16 protein-coding genes are annotated in these 16,297 nt (G+C 60.0%); 4 read left to right on the forward strand and 12 right to left on the reverse strand.

The window, feature by feature from the left end; translation table 11 throughout:
* Positions 1-33: 33 nt before the first annotated feature.
* The 6 genes from pyrF to cmk all read right to left on the reverse strand — a co-directional run bounded on the left by pyrF (position 34) and on the right by cmk (position 5,304).
* The gene (gene pyrF / locus BN1120_RS14415; protein WP_042016621.1) at positions 34-732 is read right to left on the reverse strand and encodes an orotidine-5'-phosphate decarboxylase; all 699 of its coding nucleotides are present in this window, start codon (positions 730-732) and stop codon (positions 34-36) included.
* A gap of 121 nt (positions 733-853) precedes the next feature.
* Positions 854-2,020, reverse strand: a complete 1,167-nt coding sequence (lapB, locus tag BN1120_RS14420) for a lipopolysaccharide assembly protein LapB (RefSeq protein ID WP_010674999.1) — start codon at positions 2,018-2,020, stop codon at positions 854-856.
* 9 nt (positions 2,021-2,029) lie between these two features.
* The gene (locus BN1120_RS14425) at positions 2,030-2,314 is read right to left on the reverse strand and encodes a LapA family protein (RefSeq protein ID WP_042016623.1); all 285 of its coding nucleotides are present in this window, start codon (positions 2,312-2,314) and stop codon (positions 2,030-2,032) included.
* 156 nt (positions 2,315-2,470) lie between these two features.
* Positions 2,471-2,755, reverse strand: coding sequence for an integration host factor subunit beta (ihfB, locus tag BN1120_RS14430; protein ID WP_005299934.1), 285 nt, complete (start codon positions 2,753-2,755; stop codon positions 2,471-2,473).
* A 92-nt stretch (positions 2,756-2,847) separates the two neighbouring features.
* Complete coding sequence (gene rpsA / locus BN1120_RS14435) at positions 2,848-4,518, reverse strand: 30S ribosomal protein S1 (RefSeq protein WP_010675001.1); 1,671 nt, start codon at positions 4,516-4,518, stop codon at positions 2,848-2,850.
* A 93-nt stretch (positions 4,519-4,611) separates the two neighbouring features.
* A complete protein-coding gene (cmk, locus tag BN1120_RS14440) occupies positions 4,612-5,304 on the reverse strand; it encodes a (d)CMP kinase (protein WP_042016625.1) in 693 nt (230 codons plus the stop codon).
* 263 nt (positions 5,305-5,567) lie between these two features.
* On the opposite strand from cmk, the gene ribA reads away from it, so the two are divergent.
* Entirely contained in the window at positions 5,568-6,161 is a 594-nt protein-coding gene (gene ribA, locus BN1120_RS14445) for a GTP cyclohydrolase II (RefSeq protein ID WP_010675003.1), read from the forward strand.
* 66 nt (positions 6,162-6,227) lie between these two features.
* Here ribA and BN1120_RS14450 read toward each other — a convergent pair whose 3' ends face one another.
* Positions 6,228-7,130 (reverse strand): LysR family transcriptional regulator, encoded by a 903-nt coding sequence (locus tag BN1120_RS14450; RefSeq protein ID WP_042016626.1) that lies wholly within the window; start codon positions 7,128-7,130, stop codon positions 6,228-6,230.
* A 93-nt stretch (positions 7,131-7,223) separates the two neighbouring features.
* Here BN1120_RS14450 and BN1120_RS14455 point away from each other — a divergent pair, with 93 nt between their 5' ends.
* On the forward strand, positions 7,224-8,477 hold the full coding sequence (locus BN1120_RS14455; RefSeq protein ID WP_042016627.1) for an MFS transporter: 1,254 nt from the start codon (positions 7,224-7,226) through the stop codon (positions 8,475-8,477).
* On the opposite strand, the gene BN1120_RS14460 is transcribed toward BN1120_RS14455, so the two are convergent.
* The 5 genes from BN1120_RS14460 to BN1120_RS14480 all read right to left on the reverse strand — a co-directional run bounded on the left by BN1120_RS14460 (position 8,462) and on the right by BN1120_RS14480 (position 14,378).
* On the reverse strand, positions 8,462-9,016 hold the full coding sequence (locus BN1120_RS14460) for a VOC family protein (RefSeq protein ID WP_042016629.1): 555 nt from the start codon (positions 9,014-9,016) through the stop codon (positions 8,462-8,464). The genes BN1120_RS14455 and BN1120_RS14460 overlap by 16 nt on opposite strands.
* Positions 9,010-9,774, reverse strand: coding sequence for a hypothetical protein (locus BN1120_RS14465; protein WP_010675007.1), 765 nt, complete (start codon positions 9,772-9,774; stop codon positions 9,010-9,012). Before BN1120_RS14465 ends, BN1120_RS14460 begins: the two co-directional genes overlap by 7 nt.
* Before the next feature lie 153 nt (positions 9,775-9,927).
* A complete protein-coding gene (gene nfsA / locus BN1120_RS14470) occupies positions 9,928-10,653 on the reverse strand; it encodes an oxygen-insensitive NADPH nitroreductase (RefSeq protein ID WP_041215036.1) in 726 nt (241 codons plus the stop codon).
* Between the two features lie 67 nt (positions 10,654-10,720).
* Positions 10,721-12,283, reverse strand: coding sequence for an AbgT family transporter (locus tag BN1120_RS14475; RefSeq protein ID WP_042016631.1), 1,563 nt, complete (start codon positions 12,281-12,283; stop codon positions 10,721-10,723).
* A 154-nt stretch (positions 12,284-12,437) separates the two neighbouring features.
* On the reverse strand, positions 12,438-14,378 hold the full coding sequence (locus BN1120_RS14480; protein ID WP_039038812.1) for a putative bifunctional diguanylate cyclase/phosphodiesterase: 1,941 nt from the start codon (positions 14,376-14,378) through the stop codon (positions 12,438-12,440).
* 169 nt (positions 14,379-14,547) lie between these two features.
* Between BN1120_RS14480 and BN1120_RS14485 the strand changes: the two genes are divergently transcribed.
* Both BN1120_RS14485 and BN1120_RS14490 read left to right on the forward strand, forming a co-directional pair.
* A complete protein-coding gene (locus BN1120_RS14485) occupies positions 14,548-15,249 on the forward strand; it encodes a DUF2982 domain-containing protein (protein WP_042016632.1) in 702 nt (233 codons plus the stop codon).
* Between the two features lie 82 nt (positions 15,250-15,331).
* Positions 15,332-16,276, forward strand: coding sequence for a LysR family transcriptional regulator (locus tag BN1120_RS14490; protein ID WP_042016634.1), 945 nt, complete (start codon positions 15,332-15,334; stop codon positions 16,274-16,276).
* The last annotated feature ends 21 nt before the right edge of the window (positions 16,277-16,297 follow it).

The raw sequence follows: 16,297 nt of genomic DNA on the forward strand, positions 1-16,297 counted from the left end.
GATCCGGCCTGCGCTCATTCGCCCATGACGCCGTTACCGGCAAAGCTCGGCATTGATAGCCCCAAGCACGGCGGCGGGATCCGAGGACTGGGTGATAGGACGACCGATCACCAGATAATCCGCCCCCGCCTCCACCGCTGCCAGCGGCGTCATGACGCGGCGCTGATCACCGGCAGCCGATCCGCTCGGACGAATGCCCGGCGTCACCAGCTTGAATTCGGCTCCCAGCAGCCCCTTCAGCGCACTCGCCTCTTCCGCGGAGCAGACCACACCATCCAGCCCGGCCGTCTTGGCAAGGGTGGCCAGGCGGATCACCTGTTCTGCCGGCGTCACATCCAGACCCAGGGGCACCATGTCGGACTGCTCCATGCTGGTCAGCACGGTTACCCCGATGAGCAGGGGCGCCTTGTCGCCGTATGGCAGCAACGCCTCTCTGGCGGCACGCATCATGCGTTCGCCACCGCTGGCATGGACATTCACCATCCAGACGCCCAGCTCCGCACTGGCCGCCACCGCCTTGGCGACGGTGTTGGGAATATCGTGAAATTTCAGATCCAGGAAGACGTCGAACCCCTTGGCCACCAGTTGGCGAACGAACTGGGGACCAAACAGGGTAAACATCTCCTTGCCTACCTTGAGGCGGCACTGGGCCGGTGAGATCTGCTCAATGAAGGCAAAGGCGTCGGCTTCGTGCTGATAATCCAGCGCGACCAGTACTTTGGGGTCTTGCATGTCACTTCCTATGGATTGTTATGCCACAGCCAGGCGCAGCAGAGCCGGGGCCCGGTTGCACGCTGGCATCTGAAATTCTTGGGTATCCGTACTTGCCCGGGCGTGTTGGCCTCGCTGGCGTTTACTCTCCATCCAGCCCTCGGATCGGCTTGATGGTGCCCCACTGTCGGCAGGAAGGGCATTGCCAGAACAGCGAATGGGTGGCAAAGCCGCACTGACGGCACTTGTGGGTCGACTTGATCTTGATCTGCTCACCGACCAGCTGTTGCAGCAACTCCAGGCTCTCCTTGGCAGGCCCCTCCTCGGCACTGGCCAACTGGAAACCGACCAGCTGATAGAAGCCCTTCATGGAGGGGTGGCGACGCAGTTGGCGCAGCACCAGGGCCCGGGCCTGGCTCAACCCATCGCGGGCCTCCACCAGATTGGCCAGCGCCAGGGTCACGCTGACCCCCGCATGATCCTCTACCGCTTTTTCAAGCAGCGGGATCAGCTCCTGGCTGCGACCAAGCTGGCGATAGCATTCGAGCAGTTTCGGCATGGCTTCGGAGGCAAAGTCGATGTCCTGCTCGAACACCCGCAGGAGCTCCTTGGCCGCATCCTCGAACCTGCCCTCCTCCATCGCCAGATCCGCCAGCCGCAGGCTGGCGCGGGCACAGGCCGGGTGGGCACCGAGCGCACGCTTGAGCTTGGCGATGCCCGCAGGCTTGTCGCCATCGCGCAAGGCACTCTCCGCCTGTTCGCAATAGAAGTGGGAAATGGGCTCGGCCAGCTTCTTGCCCTGGAATTTCTGCAGACGCACCGCCACGGCGATGGCATTGTCCCAGTCACGCAACTGCTGATGAATGATCAGGAGCTGTGCCAGAGCCGTCTCTTCGAAATCGCTGTCATCACACAGCTCTTTCCAGAGTGCTTCGGCCCGATCGAGCAAGCCGGCAGCCAGAAAGTCACGGGCCAGCTCCTGCAAGGCAAGCTGACGCTGCTCACGGGTCAGCTGACGGGCGACCAGGTTCTGGTGGATCTTGATGGCGCGATCGACCTCGCCCCGTTGACGGAACAGGTTGCCGAGGGAGAGGTGGGTTTCGATGGTTTCGCTGTCGACTTCCAGCAGCTGGATAAAGAGATCCACCGCCTTGTCCGACTCGTCAGAGAGCAAATAGTTGAGGCCCGCCACGTACTGGCGGGAAAACTGGTTACTCTGTTGCTGGGTGTCCTGGCGAACACTCCTGCGGCCCATGTACCAGCCATAACCGGCGGCGATGGGCAACAGCAGGAAAAGCAGTTCAAGCATCGAGGGACATTATTCCTTGGCTGTCGACCGGGCAAGCTCCAACTCGCGAGATTGACGACGCATGGTTCGGTTCAGGGTGCGATTTTGCAGTTTGAGACGCAGGAACAGCAGACCAAATACCAGCCAGCCCAGCAGAAAACCGCCGGCGAAGAAGAACCCCAGCAACATGGAGAGCGAGAACTCCCCCTGAGCAATCAGGTAGTTGAACTGCACCAGCTGACCATTTTGAGAACCGATGGCAAGGGTCAGGACAAACACCAGCACCAGTGGAATGAGGGCCAAGATACGCTTCATGGGAGCTCCCTGTCTGTAGCGAATGAGTGACTGATTATCCTTAAAATCACAGGCAGACTCTAGCGCGAATGGGAAAAGAGTGTGAGAAACCCGACAACGGGCAGACTCCAGGCCATAAAAATGAAAAAGGCATACTCAGGTATGCCGTTTTCTGCATTATTCGATGATGTTGACGCGTTCGCGCAACTCTTTGCCAGGTTTGAAGTGCGGGACATATTTCCCGGTCAGTTCAACCTTGTCCCCGGTCTTGGGGTTGCGACCCACGCGGGGCGCACGATAGTGCAGCGAGAAACTGCCAAATCCTCGGATTTCAATCCGGTCGCCGTTTTGCAAGGTCGATGCCATCTGCTCAAGGATCTCCTTGATTGCGGCTTCGACATCCTTGGCCGGCATATGCATGCGGCTGGCTGCCAGTTGTTCGATGAGATCTGATTTGGTCATAAGGTTAAATCTCCTTCCCCGATCACATGCAATAATCATTTTGCCAAGATAAAAAAGGGCGGCGCAATGCCGCCCTTTTCTTGCATCAAGGATTACTCACCCTTGGCGGCTTTGAACGCTTCCATCATGGCATTGCTGAACACAACTTCTTCTTGTTGGTTCAGGCTGTCGATGGCAACACGCTCGTCAGCCTCGTCCTTGGCACGGACAGACAGGCTCACGGTGCGGTTCTTGCGATCAACGCCCATGAATTTGGCTTCAACTTCGTCACCAACAGACAGCACCAGAGTGGCGTCTTCTACGCGGTCACGAGCAGCGTCGGAGGCACGCAGGTAGCCTTCTACGCCGTCAGCCAGTTCGATCACGGCACCCTTGGCATCAACCTCGGTAACCTTGCCCTTCACAATAGCACCTTTCTTGTTGTCAGACAGGTACTTATTGAACGGGTCTTCTTCGATCTGCTTGACGCCCAGGGAGATGCGCTCACGCTCCGGGTCCACTTGCAGAACAACGGCTTCGATCTCGTCGCCCTTCTTGAATTCACGCACGGCTTCTTCGCCCTGGTTGTTCCAGGAGATGTCAGACAGGTGAACCAGGCCGTCGATGCCGCCATCCAGACCGATGAAGATACCGAAGTCAGTGATGGACTTGATCTTGCCGGAAACACGGTCGCCCTTGGCGTGAGTTTCGGCAAACAGCTGCCACGGGTTGGATTTGCACTGCTTCAGACCCAGGGAGATACGACGACGCTCTTCGTCGATGTCCAGAACCATCACGTCAACCACGTCGCCAACGTTGACAACCTTGGACGGGTGGATGTTCTTGTTGGTCCAATCCATCTCGGATACGTGTACCAGGCCTTCAACGCCTTCTTCGATTTCAACGAAGCAGCCGTAGTCGGTCAGGTTGGTCACGCGGCCAGACAGACGGGTGGTCTCCGGGTAACGCTTGGCGATAGCAACCCAGGGATCTTCGCCCAGCTGCTTCAGGCCCAGGGATACACGGGTACGCTCGCGGTCGAACTTCAGAACCTTGACAGCGATCTCGTCGCCAACGTTGACGATTTCGGAAGGATGCTTAACGCGCTTCCACGCCATGTCGGTGATGTGCAGCAGGCCGTCAACACCGCCCAGATCTACGAATGCACCGTAGTCGGTCAGGTTCTTGACGATACCCTTAACTTCTTGACCTTCTTGCAGGTTGGCCAGCAGGCTTTCACGCTCGGAGGTGTTCTCGGTCTCGATCACGGCACGACGGGACACAACAACGTTGTTGCGCTTCTGGTCCAGCTTGATGACTTTGAACTCGAGTTCTTTGTTTTCCAGGTGAGCGGTGTCACGGATCGGACGCACGTCAACCAGAGAACCCGGCAGGAAGGCACGGATGCCGTTCAGCTCAACGGTGAAACCACCCTTGACCTTGCCGTTGATGATACCGATAACGGTAGCTTGCTCTTCGTAAGCTTTTTCAAGCTGCAGCCAGGCTTCGTGGCGCTTGGCTTTTTCGCGGGACAGCTTGGTTTCGCCGAAACCATCTTCGATAGAGTCCAGAGCCACGTCAACGGAGTCACCTACGTTGATTTCCAGCTCGCCCATGGCGTTCTTGAATTCTTCAGCCGGGATAGCAGACTCGGATTTCAGACCGGCATCAACCAGTACGAAACCGTTCTCGATAGCAACGACAGTGCCCTTGACGATGGAACCTTGACGGGTTTCAACGGCGTTCAGGGACTCTTCAAAGAGTTGAGCAAAAGATTCGATCATTGTTTATGTCACAAATGAAACATCCACTTGCAATCCGGCACAAGCGGGGTTGTTTTAAATTATCTGCGCCATCCTTGGTGCAGACGACTGACATCAGTTTGCGCTGACATCACCAAGTTGTTGCTCTGCATAGGCAAGCACCGTTGCCAGCACTTCATCTATGGTCATGGACGTTGAGTCTACAACAAGAGCATCTTCCGCGGGTTTCAGGGGAGCGACGGCGCGATTTCTGTCGCGATCGTCACGTTCCCGAATCTCGGTTAAAAGACGCTCAAAGTTAACATCAAAGCCCTTATCTTGCAACTGCTTATAGCGGCGCTGGGCCCGCTCCTCGGCGCTGGCGTCGAGGAAAATCTTCACATTCGCCTCGGGGAAAACCACTGTACCCATGTCGCGACCGTCGGCGATGAGACCGGGGGCTTGGCGAAATGCACGCTGACGACGCAGCAGGGCTTCACGTACCCGAGGAAACGCCGCGATTTTGCTGGCCGCGTTGCCCACTTCTTCAGTACGAATGGTGCGGGAAACATCCTCCCCTTCGAGGATCACCTTGACCAGCTCCCCTTCTACCTGGAATTGCACATCCAGATTGGCGGCCAGGGGAACCAATGCGGCTTCGGAATCGAGCTCCACATCGTGATGCAGGGCTGCCAGGGAGAGCACCCGGTAGATGGCACCGGAATCGAGCAGGTGCCAGCCCAGTTTTTCAGCCAGCAACTGGCACAAGGTGCCTTTTCCTGCTCCACTTGGGCCATCAATAGTCATCACTGGGGCCATCTGAGCCATAACGTTTCTCCTGCGCACTCGGCATCTTGACTGGTTGCACACATCCCTGTCGGGATGGGGTAATGGGCGCCGATTATACCCGAATGCGCCGTCGCTGGCAGTTGTCAGGGCACACAATTGCGCAAAAGTCGTCGCGATTGCACCTATTCTGACCAATCGGGTTAACCCACTTCTCACGCAAGGTTTTGTTCTTATGGTTGTTCCGAACAATGCGCGCTAAACTGGCCGCCCTTTTTTAAGCAGCTGTAGTCAGGAGCAACCATATGAGCAGCGTTACCCTCGTGGCCAAATCCAAGTTGCCGACCCCCTGGGGCACTTTCACGCTGGTTGGTTTTCAGGAAACCGGCACGGGCAAGGATCATGCCGCGCTGGTGATGGGCGATATCGCAGACGGCGAACCCGTGCTGGGACGCATTCATTCCGAGTGTCTGACCGGGGATGCCCTGTTCAGTCTGCGTTGTGACTGCGGCTTCCAATTGCAGGCCGCGCTGGAAAACATCGCCAAGGCGGGCCGCGGCGTCCTGCTGTATGTCCGTCAGGAAGGGCGAGGCATCGGCTTGCTCAACAAGATCCGGGCCTATCATCTGCAGGATCAGGGGGCCGATACCGTGGAGGCCAACGTGGCGCTTGGCTTTGCCGCCGACATGCGCGACTACACCATCTGTGCCGACATGCTCAAGGCGCTCGAGGTCAAGTCCCTGCGCCTGATGACCAACAACCCGCGCAAGTTGAAGGCGATGGAATCCTTTGGCATCCCGGTGGCGGAGCGCGTGCCCCTTCAGGAAGGTCGCAATCCCCACAACGAGTTTTATCTCTCCACCAAGGCAAACAAGCTGGATCACCTGTTCAAGAAATAAGGTTGCATCCACCTTGTCAGCATACGCCTCCAGATTGGAGGCGTTTTTATTGGTGATACCACTGAATCATTGAGTATCTGTAGCGCAATGGTGAGAAACATCCCCTTGTGCCAGCAAAAAATCCCGCAATGCCCGGTTCGCCATGGAGAGCGGATCCCCCCGTCGCCAGGCTACGCAGAGATCCAGGAAGATGGGGGGTGAAAAAGGGATGCCGGTGAGGGCCGGCTCCTCTTCCAGCGCCATGCGCAGGAAGGTGGTCACGGCGAATCCCTGGCGCACCACCGCCTTGAGCAGCGGGATGAGATTACTTTCGAACGCGATGTCAGGCTCAACCCCCAGCCCCTGCGCCAACACCTCCATGTGTTCCCTGTGGTAGAAGCCTCGCCGGAACATGGCGAGCTCCTGGCCGAAGAACTGTGGCAGCGAGACCGACGCAGCGCCGCGCAGGGGGTGCTCCTCCCCCACCACCATCAGCATCTCTTCCCGCAGCAGTTGCGCCCCCTCGAGGGCCGGTGGCAGATCGCTGGTGATGAGGATGGCGAGATCCAGACTGCCATCCACCATGCGGCTGAGCAGCTCCCGGGTGCCCGCCTCCTCCACCCGGATCTTCAAACCGGGGTAGCGATGCTTGAATGCCATCAGGATTGGCGGGAAGTAATAGGATCCCATCATGTAGGGGATGCCGATGCGCACCTCCCCCCGCTCCAGCCCCTTGAGCTCGGCCATCTCGGCCTCGGCCTGGTGCATCTGGCGCAGCAGCCGTTCGGCGTGGCGACAGAGGACCTCTCCCTCCGGGGTGAGGCGCACGCTGCGGTCCTGCCGGTCAAACAGCCGCAGATCGAGCTGCTGCTCCAGCTTGGCGATAGCCATGCTGACGGCAGGCTGGGCCACGTTCAGCCCCTGGGCCGCCCTGGTGAAGGAGCCGGCATCGCGCACCGCCAGCAGGTATCCGAGCTGTTTCAGATCCATATCAATTTTATTTATCAGGGTAATAACTTAAATATATTATATTTATACGTTTCGTCGCACTACCCTGCACAAAAGTCGTCGGGACAACTCCATATGATCGAAGTAGGCAGTCGCGAATGGATACGCGCCACCCTGGCCCTCAGCCTGGGCTCCTTCCTGGTATTCCTCAACCTCTACCAGACCCATCCCCTGCTGCCGCTCCTGGCAGAGGTCTTCTCCGTCAGCGCCCTGTCCGCCAGCTGGACGCTGGCAGGCTGCACCGCAGGGCTTGCAGGCTCCCTGCTCGTCTGTGCCCGTCTGGCTGATCGGTTCGGACGGCGGCGGATCATGCTGTGGACCCTGGCGGCCGCCATCCTGCTCTCCCTGTGCATCCCCTGGGTCACCCACTTTGATGTGCTGGTGAGCCTGCGCATCCTGCAAGGCGTCCTGCTGGCAGGTCTCCCCGCCACCGCCATTGCCTACATGGGGGAAGAGTTCAACAAACGTGCCCTGATCGTAGCCGTCGGCGTCTATATCGCGGCCAACTCCCTGGGGGGCATCGCGGGCCGGGTGGTCGGCGGTCTGCTAGCTGGCTGGTTTGGTGACTGGCAGCACACTTTCCTCGGTATCGGGATCATCAGCCTCGCCCTGCTGCCACTGGTCATCTGGCTGCTGCCCGCCCAGCGCTGCTTCGTGGCCGTGGAGGCAGCGCCTGGGCAACTGCGCCGCGCCATCCAGAGTCACCTTGGCAACCCCCTGCTGGTGGGGGCCTATCTCATCGGCGGCCTCAACTTCATGGTCTTCCTGAATCAGTACAGCTATCTCACCTTCCTGCTGGCCAAGGCCCCCTTCTCCCTGCCGACCCAGTGGCTCGGCATGCTGTTTCTGACCTACCTCACCGGTACCGTCGCCTCTTCACTGAGCGGCCGCGGGGCCCATCGCTGGGGAGCACAACGTCTGCTGCTGGCGGGAATAACCTTGATGGCACTCGGCAGCCTGGCCCTGTTGCAGGGGAGCCTTGTCGCCATCATCGGGGGATTGCTTGTCTCGAGCTTTGGCTTCTTCCTGGCCCACGCCTGCGCCAGCGCCTGGGTCGGCCAGCACGTGGAGCACAACCGGGCGCTCGCCTCGTCGCTCTATCTGGTGGGGTACTACCTGGGAGCCAGTCTGGGTGGGCTTTATCTGCATCCCTTCTGGGAGCAGGGGGGGCTCTGGGGTCTGGTACTCGGCATCGAGCTGGTGTTGATGATCACCGCGGGGTTGAGCCTCTGGCTCGGTCACTTGAAAGGACGTGTGGCGCCCGCTTGTGCGTTGACGCCACAGGGTCAGGCTCCCGTCAACGGGCCCTCCCCTCACAGACCGTCATAATAGTCCGCCGGTACCGGCAGCACGGCGCCGGTGCACAGCTCTTCGTCTATCACCTCGTCAAGCGGGCGCAGATGAAACTTGATCTGCCCAGAAGGCAGCATCAATCCTATATCCGGATTGCGTCCGTCATCGATGTTGCCGGTCTTGAAGGGGACATCGGGATGCGTCGCCACCAAGGCCGTGAGCGAGGGCACCACCAGCTCGATATGTTCGAGCCCGGCCTGATGGCTTCGGCCCGCCTTGGGGGCGGCCAGTTCGATGCAGGGGACAGTCACCTGCTCCCAGCAGACGGGCTGGTGCAAGCGATAGGTGGCGATGGGACGACCGCCTATCATCCCCTCAACCAGCAAGACTCCGTGGGCGGCCAGCACCGCTTTCAACTCCAGATATTCCGGCAGGGTGGCAGCGCGGTAGCAGAGGTGATCCACCACGGGGGAGCCGTTGACTCCCATGACGGCACGCATTTCCGTGAGCAGTTGGCAAACAAATGGGGCCATTGGCCCCAGTGTGGAATCCAGGGGATGTGACATGATCACCATTTCTTCTTGGGTTGGAACAGGACGTCCAGTTCGTCCGTCTCTTTGTCCTTGATGTTTTGCAGCTCCTTCTCGCTGTGCTGCTGCAGGTGTTCTTCCAGCTGGCGCATCCCCTGACGCATGTCCTCTTCCCGCGCCAGCAGGTAGGGATCCTTGTCGGTGACATTGGCCAGCGCCCCCAGTCCCTTGGTGTAGAGCTGGCGGCAGGTGCCGTACTGCCCCTGGATCTGGGCATCCATGGCCCGCTTGAGCAGGTTGGCGATGTTGATCTTGAGCTGCATCAGCTCGAGGCGGCGATCCTCCTGGGCAAAGCCCTGGGGATCTATCTTGCCCTTGTTGTGCTCGACCCGCAGCACGGCCCGCATCTTCTTGGCCAGTTGCAGCATCTGGATGGCCTGGCGGTCGGACTCCGGCGTCTTGAAATGTCCCTCGTCCTGGCTGCTGTAGTTCTCCTGCACGTTCTTGATCTGGAGCTGGACGTCGGCGATGCGCTGCTTGACCTGCGCATTGGGCATCACCAGCGCGATGGCGCGGTAGGCATCCAAGATCCGGTGTTGCAACAGCAGCACCATGTTTTTGGAAAAGGGCACCAGGTTGACGTTCAGCAACACCTCTTCGGTCTCGTCTGCCACCGCCTTGTGACGGGCAATGGCCTGGCGCTTGTCCGATTCGGCCTTCTGCTTGTATTGCTGCACCACGTTATAGGCGATGACCAGAAACAGGAGTGCGCCGATTGACAGCAATATCAGGGTTAAAATCATAGGGTGTTCACACTCCAGTCCCAATCCAATTGCGAGATCCTACAACAGCTTAGCCTCATAGGGTAGCGCCCAGATCCCGTATTGCCTCACAAGAACGCTCGCAGGCGGTGACCGCATCCGGTGCGTCATGCTCCATATCGCCCGCCGCCCCCATTACTTGAGGCAAAAACCCTTCGACTGCAGGAATCCCAGCATGAAGGGCCTCGCCTCCTTGCCCAGGATCCCCCTGATCTGTCCGCTCCAGGTCTGATCCTTGTTGTTGCTGCTGCGGGCCTGGTAGTAGTCGTGGATCTGCCCGTCGTACCGGGCCAGCAGGGCGCGGTCCAGGGTGGCAGGATAGCGGTTCTCGTGCACCACCAGCGCCCGGGGCAGCCGCGGTTTTTGCTCCGGCCGCTGGGCGGGATGACCCAGGCAGAGGCCAAACAGCGGGATCACCTGATGGGGCAGACCCAGCACCTCGCTCACCTCGGCCGGATTGTTGCGAATGCCGCCGATATAGACCCCCCCCAGCCCAAGTGACTGGGCCGCCAGCAAGGCATTTTGCGCCATCAGGGCGCCATCGATGGCCCCGATCATGAGCTGCTCCACAAAGCCGGTGCGGGCCTCCGGCACTATCTGGCTGTGACGATGGTAGTCGGCACAAAACACCAGAAACTCCGCCGCTTCGACCACATAGGCCTGATGGCCGGCCAGCTCCGCCAGGGTGGCCCGCAACCCCTTGTCGGTGACCCGGATGATGCTGTTGGCCTGGAGGAAGCTGGAGCTCGCGGCGCTCTGGGCGGCGCTCAGGATCTGATCCAACTGCTCTGCGCTGACGGGCTCTGAGGTGAACTGGCGAATGGAGCGATGGGAAAGAATGAGATCGATGGTCGGGTTCATGGTACCTCCGGAATGAAGGTCACACTCTACCCAAAAAAAGCGGGGGGCCCAAGGCCCCCCGTCACCCTCAAGGGGCAGGATAGACATAGGGGGCCTGCAACCCAAGCGGGAACCCCAGCGCCCAGTAGAGCAGCAGGAAGCCCGTCCAGCTCACCAGGAAGGCCAGGGAGTAAGGCAGCATCATGGAGACCAGGGTGCCGATGCCTGTGCTCTTCACATACTGCTGGCAATAGACCACCACCAGGGGGAAGAAGACCATCAGCGGGGTGATGATGTTGGAGGCGGAATCCCCCACCCGATACGCGGCCTGAGTCAGCTCGGGCGAGATCCCCACCGCCATCAGCATGGGCACCAGGATGGGGCTGATGAGGGCCCACTTGGCGGAGGCCGAGCCCACCACCAGGTTGACGGTGGCCGTCAGCAGTATGATGCCGACGATGGTCACCTCTCCCGGCAACGCCAGGGCGTGCAGCACCTCGGCACCGGAGAGCGCCAGCAGGGTACCGAGGTTGGAATCCCCGAACGCCTTGATGAAGAGGGCGCAGAAGAAGGCCATCACCATGTAGGAGCCCATCTTGTTCATGGTGGCCGACATGGCGTCGATCACATCCTTGCCGCTCTTGAAGCTGCCGGCGACAAAGCCGTAGACGATCCCGGGCAGGATGAAGAGCAGGAAGATGAGGGGCACGATGGACTTCATCACCGGTGCGGCGAAGGTGGTGAGGGAACCGTCCGGTGCCCGCATCGGCGAGTCGCCGGGGGCCAGCGCCAGCCCCAGCAGCACCACGGCCGCCAACATGGCGAACCCGGCCCAGTTGAAGGCCCGGCTCTCCTGGGCGCTGTAACGACCCATCTCGTCGGCGCTCTCCAGATCCTCGTTGAGGGGCACCAGCTTGAGGCGCGGCTCGACAATCTTCTCGGTGACAAACCAGCCCACGCAGATGATCAGCAAGGAAGAAGCGCCGGTGAAGATGATATTGCACAGGGTGTTGACCATGTAGTCAGGGTCGAACAACTGGGCTGCAGACTGGGTGAAACCCTGAAGCAGCGCATCCCCGCCGGAGGGCAGGAAGTTGGCGGCAAACCCGCCGGAAACCCCGGCAAAGGCTGCGGCAATCCCCGCCAGCGGGTGGCGACCCGCTGCATGGAAGATGATGCCGCCAATGGGGATCACCAGCACATAGCCCGCATCGGCGGCGGTATGGCTGACGATGGCCACCAGAATCAGCATGGGGGTCAGAAAGCGCGCCGGCGTCACCTTGAGCAGCTTCTTGAGCCCGGTGTTGATGAAACCGGACTGTTCAGCCACCCCGACCCCCAGCATGGCCACCAGCACGATGCCAAGGGGAGCAAACCCGGTGAACGTGGTGACCATGCTGGCGAGAAAGTCCGCCAGCCCTGCCCCGGTCAACAGGTTGTTGATGACCACGGCCTCTCCGGTGCGGGGATTGACCAGATCGAAGGAGAACTGGGAGCCTATCCAGGAGCCAACCCAGACGATCAGCAAGGCATAGAGGAAGAGCATGGCGGGATCCGGCAGCTTGTTGCCCGCCTTCTCCACCCCGTTCAGAAAGCGGTTCAACCAGCCGTTGGGAGGGGCCGGACGCTCGTTCACTGCAGCTTGACTCATTATGGTGATACTCCATTACCAAGGAATGAGCGCGCATACTAGCGATAACGTCTAATGGATCCCATGATATGAGACAAAAATTCGATTAATTATGTTTAATTTGGCATCTCACACTTCATAAATGGGAGATGCCGCACATTTATCGACAACTTGCTCAATGGTTTGCGAGGGGATAGCGGCCCAGCCGGCACTGTACTGCGAACCCCGCTGCCGCCACCTCTTCCGGGGTCATGGGACGGCTGAACAGGAATCCCTGGAAGACGTGGCAACCCTGGGTCTGCAGGGCCGCGAGCTCGTGCTCCTCCTCCACCCCTTCCGCCAGGATCCCGAGCCCCAGACTGGTGGCCATGGCCACCGTCGCCCGGATCACCGGCAGGTTGAGCCCCACCACGAAGGAGCGGTCCAGCTTGATGGTGTCGATCGGCAACCGATTGAGGTAGGCAAGCGACGAGTAGCCCGTCCCGAAGTCGTCGATGGCGATCTTGATCCCCTGCTCGCTCAGGGCGTCGAGGATCTCGATGCACCCCTTCATGTCGAGCATCAGCACCGTCTCGGTCAGCTCCAGGGTCAGCAGTGCCGCCTCCACCGAGAATGCCTCGAGCAGTTGGGCCACCAGCTCCGGCAAACTGGCAGAGAGCTGAAAGCCCGAGAGATTGACCGACACCGGCACCCTCACCCCGTCCTGTCGCTGCCACTCCCCCATCTGGGCCAATGCGGTGGAGAGCACCCAGCTTCCGATTTCCCGGATGAGCCCCATCTCTTCGGCCAGCGGAATGAACTCCGCCGGCGACACATGGCCAAGCACGGGATTGTACCAGCGTACCAAGGCCTCGAAACCGATGACCCGACCTTGCGCCACATCCACCTGGGGCTGATAGCGCAGGCTGAGCTCCCCCCGACCGACGGCCTTGGCCAGAAACTGCTTGAGGGTCAGCTTGCGATGCAGGCTTTGCTGCATGCTGGGGGTGAAGCGCTGCCAGCGAAGCCGCCCCATCTGCTTGGCCTGGTACATGGCCATGTCGGCACGGGTGATGAGATTGTCGCCATCATCCGCGTCGTCCGGGTAGATGGCGATGCCGATGCTGCCGCCGATGGTGACCTCGGGGACACCGCTCAGCTGCAGTGGCTTGCTCATCTGGGAGAGCATGAGATCCGCCACCTCCTGGGCCCGATCGCTCGCCTGGTTGAGGGGCACCAGGGCGGTGAACTCGTCCCCGCCAAGGCGCGCCAGCTCCACATCCCGCGGGCAGATCTGCTTGAGCCGTCCGGCGACCCGCTCCAGCAGGCGATCCCCGGCCTTGTGGCCGTAGTTGTCATTGACCAGCTTGAAGTTGTCCAGATCCATGAACACCAGGGCAAAGCGCCCCCCGAGGCCGCAATAGGCTTCCAGGGATTTCATCAGGCCGTAGCGGTTGAGCAGCCCAGTGAGGGAGTCGTGCCAGGCCAGGTGGCGATGCTCCAGCTCTTCGAGCTTGCGATCCGTGATGTCCCGCATGGTCAGCAGGATCCGTGCCCCCTGCTGGATATGGCGAAACTGGTACTGGAACCAGCGCATCCCCTTCTGGGTGCGGCACTCCCCTTCGGCCACCACTTCGTCCAGACGGGAGAGGCGACGATAGAAGGCCTCGTCCGCACCGGAGAAGATCTGGGGCAGCGTCAGAATGCCGGTGCCAAAGCACATGTCGAAGTGATGGTTGCCGCTCTCGAGGCGCCCCTCGTTGTCAAAGAGACAGGCCAGGGTGTCGCCGGTGGCGAGGGAGGACTCCTGATAGAGGGTGTCGGCATCGATGACCGCTTCCGCCATCATCATCTGCCGTCCGGCAAGCTGGATCCCGGAAAGACGCAGATAAACCTGCTTCTTGACCCCCTTGGGCGAGAGGGTCCACCACTCGTTGTAACTGCGCTCCTGCTGGAAATCGCCGAGATAGCGCTGCAGCAGCAGATCGATGGCGGCGGCCATGTCGGCGGAGAAATCCCGGGACTTCAGCTCGGCCAGGGAGCTCGCCTCCCAGAGCCCGAGGGCAGCATCGTTGGCCCAGTAAATATGATGACGCTGGATGTCATAGACCCAGACAGGCGTGTGGAGGACATCCATCACGGTGAGCAGGCGTTCGTCTAGCGTATTCATGTTGAGTGATGATTCATGCTGAAAGCTCATGGTCGAACCAGTCGCTTGCGCCCCCTGACAGGAGCATTCACGCTGGTACAAAATCCGTTCCGGCCCATAATCGGATAACAAACGGATGAAAAAAGGCCGAAATCATATGAAAACGCTACATGTGATCCCCATGGTACGAAGAAATGGACTCACACTGGTATTGTTGGGCATGGTGGTAACCATTGCTATGATTTTTATACTTTTTTTTCTTCGTGAACAACTACTAATCCCCGCCATTTCCCTCCTCCTGGCGGGCCTGATGACAATTCTTGTCGGGGTTTGGAAACTGGGTGAGCCTCATTTTAGTCTCTCTTTGTGTCAGGACTGCCTGCAATACCATCACAAGTACGGCGGCTGGATCCTGAAATGGAGAAATATTCAGCGAATTGACCAACCACGTATCCATTTGGGGTGGGATCTGGTGGACCTGCCCTACATTGGTCTGAAAATAAAGGATTACGACGCTTTTTTGACGCTGATCACACCCCGGCTCGCCGTCCGTCTGCTGACCGAGCAGCGCGCCGTGCTGATGCAGGCCATGCGAAGCGAGCGCCCCGACTGCCCGACCGGAGGGTGCGGCAGTGGGCTCCTGGGAGAGGGACTGCTGGAGGAGAGCCGCTTCTGCTCACCCTCCGGCCAGCGCTATGAGGGGGTGATCGCCATGCTCGGCAACCGCATGGCACGGCTGCGTGACCTGCTGGGGTACGATCTGCTGGTGCCCGACAACAGCCTGGACAGATCCCCGGAAGATTTCGTCCATCTGCTCCAGCAATACCAGCGCGAGTCGAATCTAATCCAGATCAATTAAACGCCGGATTGCGCTTGCCAAGCCCGGTGACTCTTCATAAGGTCACTGGCTTGTTACAGTCAGAACACCCCCTAAAACCGCTATGAAGTACATCGAAGAGTTCTATCTGTTCGTCAAGGTGGTGCAAGAGGGCGGTTTCTCCCACGCCGCCGCTGCGCTGGGCATGCCGACCGGCACCATCAGTCGACGTATCTCCCAACTGGAAGAGCAGCTCGGATGCAGCCTGCTGCACAGATCCACCCGCAAGCTGCGTCTCACCGACGAAGGGCTGCGCTATTACGAGCGCCTCTGTACCCCCCTTGCGGAAATAGAGCAGGCCACCGGCGAAATCCGGGGTGAGGAGACGGACATCAGCGGCCTCATCCGCCTCGCGGCCCCCATCGCCCTCTCCAACACCATCCTGGTCGACATGCTGGCGGACTTCGGCCTGCGCTATCCCGGGGTACAGTTTGACATCCGCCAGTCCAACGATCATGCCCTCCAGGCGGATCAGGACAGGGACCTGGTCTTTTTCAACGGCGAGCTTCCCCAGACCCTGCCCAACGCCCTCTGTCTGGGTCACATCCAGTACGGTCTGTTCGCCTCCCCCCTCTATCTGGAGAAGATGGGGGTGCCCTCCCACCCGACCCAGCTGGAAGAGCACGATCTCATCTATTGCTGGCCCCACCAGCACTGGCAACTGAGCGGGCGGGACGAACAGACGATCTGCATCAAACGCACACCCCGCCTTTGCATCGACCAGACCCAGGCCGCCGTACGAGCAGCCCAGCGCCACCTCGGCATCGTCAACGCCCCGCAGCACTATGTGCATCCCTTCCTGCAAGATGGTCAGCTCGTCCCCGTCCTGCCTGACTGGCAGTCGGGAAAACGTCCCTTCTACATGCTCCATTGCCAGCCCCGGTTCACCCCGTTGCGTGTTAAGATGTTCGCCGATTTCGTCGAGAAGCACTCCGAGCGCTATCGCACCCGCCAGCAGAACGATCAATTTTCACCGGTGCAGCCGCTGCCCGTTGCATCTGACGGCTGATGACCCACACTTAGCGCAATC

The organism is Aeromonas caviae (assembly GCF_000819785.1).
Taxonomy (GTDB): Bacteria; Pseudomonadota; Gammaproteobacteria; order Enterobacterales; family Aeromonadaceae; genus Aeromonas; species Aeromonas caviae.

Coding starts and splice junctions, on each gene's coding strand:
- pyrF (WP_042016621.1), bottom strand. CDS start 732: ATGCAAGACCCCAAAGTACTGGTCGCGCTGGATTATCAGCACGAAGCC.
- lapB (WP_010674999.1), bottom strand. CDS start 2,020: ATGCTTGAACTGCTTTTCCTGCTGTTGCCCATCGCCGCCGGTTATGGC.
- BN1120_RS14425 (WP_042016623.1), bottom strand. CDS start 2,314: ATGAAGCGTATCTTGGCCCTCATTCCACTGGTGCTGGTGTTTGTCCTG.
- ihfB (WP_005299934.1), bottom strand. CDS start 2,755: ATGACCAAATCAGATCTCATCGAACAACTGGCAGCCAGCCGCATGCAT.
- rpsA (WP_010675001.1), bottom strand. CDS start 4,518: ATGATCGAATCTTTTGCTCAACTCTTTGAAGAGTCCCTGAACGCCGTT.
- cmk (WP_042016625.1), bottom strand. CDS start 5,304: ATGGCTCAGATGGCCCCAGTGATGACTATTGATGGCCCAAGTGGAGCA.
- ribA (WP_010675003.1), top strand. CDS start 5,568: ATGAGCAGCGTTACCCTCGTGGCCAAATCCAAGTTGCCGACCCCCTGG.
- BN1120_RS14450 (WP_042016626.1), bottom strand. CDS start 7,130: ATGGATCTGAAACAGCTCGGATACCTGCTGGCGGTGCGCGATGCCGGC.
- BN1120_RS14455 (WP_042016627.1), top strand. CDS start 7,224: ATGATCGAAGTAGGCAGTCGCGAATGGATACGCGCCACCCTGGCCCTC.
- BN1120_RS14460 (WP_042016629.1), bottom strand. CDS start 9,016: ATGGTGATCATGTCACATCCCCTGGATTCCACACTGGGGCCAATGGCC.
- BN1120_RS14465 (WP_010675007.1), bottom strand. CDS start 9,774: ATGATTTTAACCCTGATATTGCTGTCAATCGGCGCACTCCTGTTTCTG.
- nfsA (WP_041215036.1), bottom strand. CDS start 10,653: ATGAACCCGACCATCGATCTCATTCTTTCCCATCGCTCCATTCGCCAG.
- BN1120_RS14475 (WP_042016631.1), bottom strand. CDS start 12,283: ATGAGTCAAGCTGCAGTGAACGAGCGTCCGGCCCCTCCCAACGGCTGG.
- BN1120_RS14480 (WP_039038812.1), bottom strand. CDS start 14,378: ATGGATGTCCTCCACACGCCTGTCTGGGTCTATGACATCCAGCGTCAT.
- BN1120_RS14485 (WP_042016632.1), top strand. CDS start 14,548: ATGAAAACGCTACATGTGATCCCCATGGTACGAAGAAATGGACTCACA.
- BN1120_RS14490 (WP_042016634.1), top strand. CDS start 15,332: ATGAAGTACATCGAAGAGTTCTATCTGTTCGTCAAGGTGGTGCAAGAG.